The sequence below is a fragment of the Bartonella sp. CL70QHWL genome (assembly GCF_042194855.1).
Classification (GTDB): domain Bacteria; phylum Pseudomonadota; class Alphaproteobacteria; order Rhizobiales; family Rhizobiaceae; genus Bartonella.
Genome location: NZ_JBHINJ010000038.1, coordinates 1 through 5,566, shown reverse-complemented (window position 1 = coordinate 5,566; position 5,566 = coordinate 1). Strand labels below are relative to the sequence as shown.

4 protein-coding genes are annotated in these 5,566 nt (G+C 36.0%); all 4 read left to right on the top strand.

What is annotated here, in order from left to right; all coding sequences use genetic code 11:
• Positions 1 to 868: 868 nt before the first annotated feature.
• Positions 869 to 1,291 carry a hypothetical protein gene (locus ACFIJZ_RS09095; RefSeq protein WP_375631804.1) on the top strand — a complete coding sequence of 141 codons (423 nt, stop codon included), beginning with the start codon at positions 869 to 871 and terminating at the stop codon, positions 1,289 to 1,291.
• A 304-nt stretch (positions 1,292 to 1,595) separates the two neighbouring features.
• On the top strand, positions 1,596 to 1,832 hold the full coding sequence (locus ACFIJZ_RS09090; protein ID WP_375631802.1) for a hypothetical protein: 237 nt from the start codon (positions 1,596 to 1,598) through the stop codon (positions 1,830 to 1,832).
• Between the two features lie 57 nt (positions 1,833 to 1,889).
• Positions 1,890 to 3,254 (top strand): MFS transporter, encoded by a 1,365-nt coding sequence (locus ACFIJZ_RS09085; protein ID WP_375631800.1) that lies wholly within the window; start codon positions 1,890 to 1,892, stop codon positions 3,252 to 3,254.
• A 1,389-nt stretch (positions 3,255 to 4,643) separates the two neighbouring features.
• Positions 4,644 to 5,566 (top strand): abortive infection family protein (locus ACFIJZ_RS09080; RefSeq protein WP_375631798.1); only part of this gene is annotated, 923 nt, incomplete at its 3' end.

Genomic DNA, 5,566 nt, shown 5'->3' with positions numbered 1-5,566 from the left:
ATGGTTATAGAAGCCGTAAGGACACTTTCATGCTTTAAAACGTCTACCTTTAAAGCAAATACATAAAAAGCTGCACGCATAGTGCAGCTTTTTTGCAAAATTTTCTTGATTTTTCATGCTTTTCAACACAACAAGAATTTTTGAAATCCACGTGAAGCTTTTATAATCGTGAGAAACAAGCTTCAAAATAAAAGATTTTTTTCAATAATTCTATTTTTTTATGTTTTTCCTTTAAAAAACTTCTTAAATGAAGTGTTGACTCCATCGATTATATATATGCCATTACAGCATAACAAATATGCGGCTCTTGCTCTATTTTTTCCATTTAAGCCAAACGAATTTCGCAAAAAAATATTTCTCTACGATCAACAACTTTTCTCAATGTGGAAAACATATCAATCTTACATCTCATGTAAGAGGGAGCATTATGCGGTTAACATTTCATCCACACACAATATGAGAGAATAAGTTGAATTCTCTGATACAAAGGGAATGCCAACCTACCAAATTATCTATTCTCAACAAAGCAACACTCTCACCACTTCAATACCAGTATTTTAGTTTGAGTATACGAACACAATTTACATTCTAGATTAAATGTATCAAATAAATAATGAACATAAAATCTATGAATAAACAATGGTTTAACTTTACATGCTTCAAACAAAGGACAAAATTCTATAATCATGCGTTATTAATTCTTTTGTAAATATTTTTATCAGATATCAAAAATCGTACCATTGCTTTCAATACAAGAAACCGACATAAAAAGTTTCATATTGAATGACCAAATAGTTTTTTTACAAATTGCGACATTAGAGCAAAAGCTTCATTGGCTAATTATACGAAAAAATAAAATAGAAAATGCATTTTAATAAATATAAAAGCAAATTGTTTTATAAAAGAATATGTAAAAAACCATAGATCACCTTATGATCATGTTATTTATGATTCAGATATTGAGTTTAGTTTTGCACAATCGTTTGAAAAAAACGATGAGATTAAAGTTTATGCGCAATTGCCTAAATGGTTTAAAATTGATACACCTCTTGGATCATATACTCCCGATTGGGCTGTATTATTTGAGCAAGATGGGCAAGAAAAACTGTATTTTGTTGTGGAAAGCAAAGGAAGTATTTTCGAAGACATGTTGCGCGATCTGGAAAAAGCAAAAATCCATTGCGGTCATGAACATTTCAAAGCTTTGGGAGAAAATACCCAATATATTGTTTCTGATAATTATGAAACTTTTATCGATCAAGCACTTCAAAAAGATACCATAACAACTTGAAAAAATGTTTGGGCTATGGAAACAACCCTCCCCTGTTGTTTATAAAATGCACCTTTTTCCTACTCTATAATTTACAAGCCCTTCCTTATAACCGATTTTAATTTTTATTAAACAATCAAGAGATTGTCGAATATTTTCCAGAAAGGGCTGCACATTTAAGAAAAGAAAATTATAAACTATTGAGAATACATTTGACACCCAAACAATCATTTAAGCATAAAAAATGATATATAAACAAACATTGGATTTTTAAGTCAATAATTTGATTTATAAAGATTTTCACATTTTCCATGTTAAATAATAAATGCAAATGGAGCAGGCATGCACGTCTCGTGTAGGTTCTGCTTTTGCTCTCATGCAAAGTGAATTGACAGAAAACAGACTCCTCGATAAACTCATCAAAATCAGCTTAACTGATGGCTTCATTTTGGAGGAAGAGGGGTTTGTACACAAGAGAAGCATTTGGGGACCATCAGCACTTCCAATCACATTCATTCCAATATCAAAACCGCAGACATCACAAACACGTGTTAATTTTTAAAAGTCTGTGAATGGGGCGCAACCAATGTTTTAAAGAACATCTGTAGGGAGCATGATCATGCAAAAGGTAGATTCCTATACAAAAACAGAAAGGTATGTCATATATACCGTCATTATTTCCAGCATACTTCCTCTGCTGGACGGGAGCATTGTCAATGTCATCCTTCCTAACCTTGCGCATTATTTTTCAGTCGGAGAAAATAATATACAATGGGTTGTAACATCCTATTTTCTCGCCACCGTTCCAGGGCTGCTAATGGCCGCTTTTGTGCAAGGAAGAATAGGTATCAAAAGCACTTGGTTTCTTGCAAGCTTCATTTTTATGCTTGGATCACTGGGGGTAGGAATAAGCTATGATTTTCCAACCATTATATCTGCCCGTATCGTTCAAGGTTTTGGGACCGGTCTTTTGCTACCCCTTAGCCAAACCATCATTGCCTTACAATTTGGACAGACACGAGTGCGCCAAGCCATGGGCACCATAGCCGTACCAACAGTTTTCGCCCCTGCCTTTGGTCCGCTGGTGGGCGCCTCACTTGCTCAGTATGTCTCTTGGCGTTTGTTATTTTTTATTAATATTCCGCTTATTTTATTGGCACTCACCCTTGGAGCAAAACATTTAAAGAACAACGAAACAACAAAAACAAAATTTAACTTATTTGCATTTTTAGCGTTTTCCATATCGCTTCTTTCGTTTTTTTACCTCACAGAAGCCAGAAACATCAATAACAAAAACCACTTATATATCCTAGCACTTATAGCGGTGATATCTCTCATATTATTCATTGTTTCTAATCAGAAAGCAAAAAACAAATTAATCGTCTTTAGCGGATTTCAAAATGCGCGCTATACATTACTCATGATCATGGGGCTTGTTGCTTCATTTCTTTTTTATAGCTTCCTCGTTTATTTCCCACTAGCCATTGCCATGGAACAAGCCCATGAAAATAGCCTTCTCATCATCGGTGCCCTCCTTGCTCTGCAAGGGGTAGGAGCATGGATCGGAAGGAAATTTATTTACCAAAAATGGAAAGAAAAATCTCCCTTTTTCATGATAGGAATTGGTTTAGTGATATCAAGCTTTGGGTTATTATGCTTCGGCTATAATATAAGCATGGATGGACTTGGATTCTTGCTAAGAGGCATAGGACTTGGCATCGCCACCATTGTCTGCCTTTCCGCCCCCATCCAATATGTCAACAGTTTATACGTCAAAGATACAGCCGTTATCACACGCATATTACAGCAAATAGGTGGTGCCTTAGGGGGTATATTCGCTGGCTTTTTGATCCATTCGCTGACAGAAGAATACCTGTCCTTAAACCAAACATATATCGTATTCTTCATATTCTCTATCGCTGCATTTTTACTGTTTTGCCTAGCCCTCCTCTTATCGCGTAAAGAGAAGAATTCCGATTTATGATATGCTTTATTTGAACACCCTATCCATAACATTGGCAATGGCATATAAAATCATACAGCATTTACCACTTTTCGAGAAACCAACACACTGAGACCTTGACCACAGCCTTCATCATTTTTATGAAAGAACACTAAACCGATAAGCTCCTTAAGCTCTAAAATTGATCACCTCCAGTAACGTACGGTGTTTGTAATTTTATGATACCTCTGTGCTTTTAGATCCCTCTAAAAACCTCTTGAAATATGGGATTTTCTGATCAGACCTTTGCAAAGATCCACGAAATTAAGCACGCATTTCAATGCGGAATAGTCCCATAAATGCGCTAACAGACGCCCTACCGCACCAGCATAGAATATAGAACCCGCCCCCGCGCACGCCCCTATAAATGCTAATCATCTTTTACCACACACCGCGATGTGAAAAATCGCACTGTATTACAAACTTGATAATGTTATTCACCCCTTTTCAAAGTCATTGAATCACTATGCTTTCATAACAGCAATAGGTCCAAATGAAACTGAAGAGACAAAAACAGCTGGTAAAGCAGCATCTTCTCTCCATTTCATTGTTAACTGTTATAAGAAATCTCCCCCACTTTAATAAAAAAGCCCTCTCTCATTGAGAGGGAAATTTTAAAAACATTGAAAATCATGATGCACAATGACAGACAGCAAACCATCTCTAAAAAGACTGTTTCTTGATTTTCACAGCGTACTCTTAGATTTCTCTAACATTTTCCTGCCTTTAGATTTTCCTTATAAAATTTACGGACAAAAGAAGCTTTTCAGAACTCTTTTACACATAACTTCATTGCTTCAAGCTCCCTTACAGACACGATAAACGCGTATATTTCCATCTACCAAGTATGCGAGCTTCACAGCGGATATAATGAAAACAGTCTTTTTATAGAAAACCGTAAGCTTTAACGGAATAAACGAGATTTTAAACTAGCCTCCCGCATTACTCATTACTCTATACCGGTTATGCAAATAAAGAGCCACATCTACTTTTTCTGACAAGCAAAGAACACACACAACATTTAGTAACATGCCATTATTGAAATTCTTGTCACAAAACCTTCCGTTCAGGGATTATGCGCATTGCCTGCTTCCTTCTCTCTAATAAACAATCTGCCAATAAAGAATGTTATTGCAGTTACGATAATACAAAATTATACTTCTGTTCTCATTCTATATTTTTCCAATTATCACGCATTATTCACCCCCTTCACTGCTTCACTGTTATAACAATGAAAGGAGAAAAAAATTAAAACACAATATGGCATTTCTCTTTCACAAATCTTATATAAGCCACAAAATTGTTGCGCGACTTTCTAAGCAAGGTCAGACAATAAAATCATACTCTAAAAACCACTCAACATAGCACTTTTTGATATTACAAAGATACAAAATGCAACTATCGTCTCCGCAAACAATATCTCAGAAAAACAAAATCCCTCCTGCAACAATTAGGGCACTCTCTCAAATATTACCAAAGTACTATTGGCCAGAGAATTTGGATGCCTTATTCTTTTATACACCATCTGCTCCTCATGAGTACCTAAGTGATGATAAAGAAGTCACGATTAAGAAACGACTAGACACAATCAATGTAAAATGCAATGAACCGCTTGAAGTCCTTGGTCCCCTGCTTGGTGATTTTTTGGACAGCGAGTTTCATAAGTTAGTCGGATTCATATTTCAAGACATACCAGAAGATCAAATGCTACAACAGCTTAAAACAGATCAACGTAAAGTTTTAGAAACGTTAAAGAAAGATGGATTAGAATATCAGCGTGGAGGGCATCTTATCAAGAAGGAGTTGACCTCCACACAAGAATTGCAAAAAGCTGGTCTCCTCTCGATGGGAGAGCTAAAAAAACTTATTGCAGAGAAAGAACTTTCAGCAGTAGAAATCGAAATAAATAGAGCATTAGAAAATATAGAAAAAGATCCAAGGGAGGCAGTTCTATTTGCAGCAAATCTGTTGGAAGCCTCTTGCAAAGCTTATCTCGACCACCATTCTATCCCATATGCAGAAAACGCCCGTAATAATCTGCCCGCTTTATGGGAAGAAGTCGTTAAGAAAGCTAAGATCCATCCCGAAGATATGAAGCAAGAAAACTTAAAAAATCAAGATCTAGATGAAAATGACTTAAAAATGATCGCATCCGGTCTGTATCAAATTGTGCGCGGTACTATAAAGTTAAGAAACAAGAAAGGTGCAGCGCACGGCCGCTCAAAAAAGGATTTTGAACTAATCAATCTCAAGCCTCGCCATGCGCGTTTAACTTTTAATGCCGCCCATTCTCT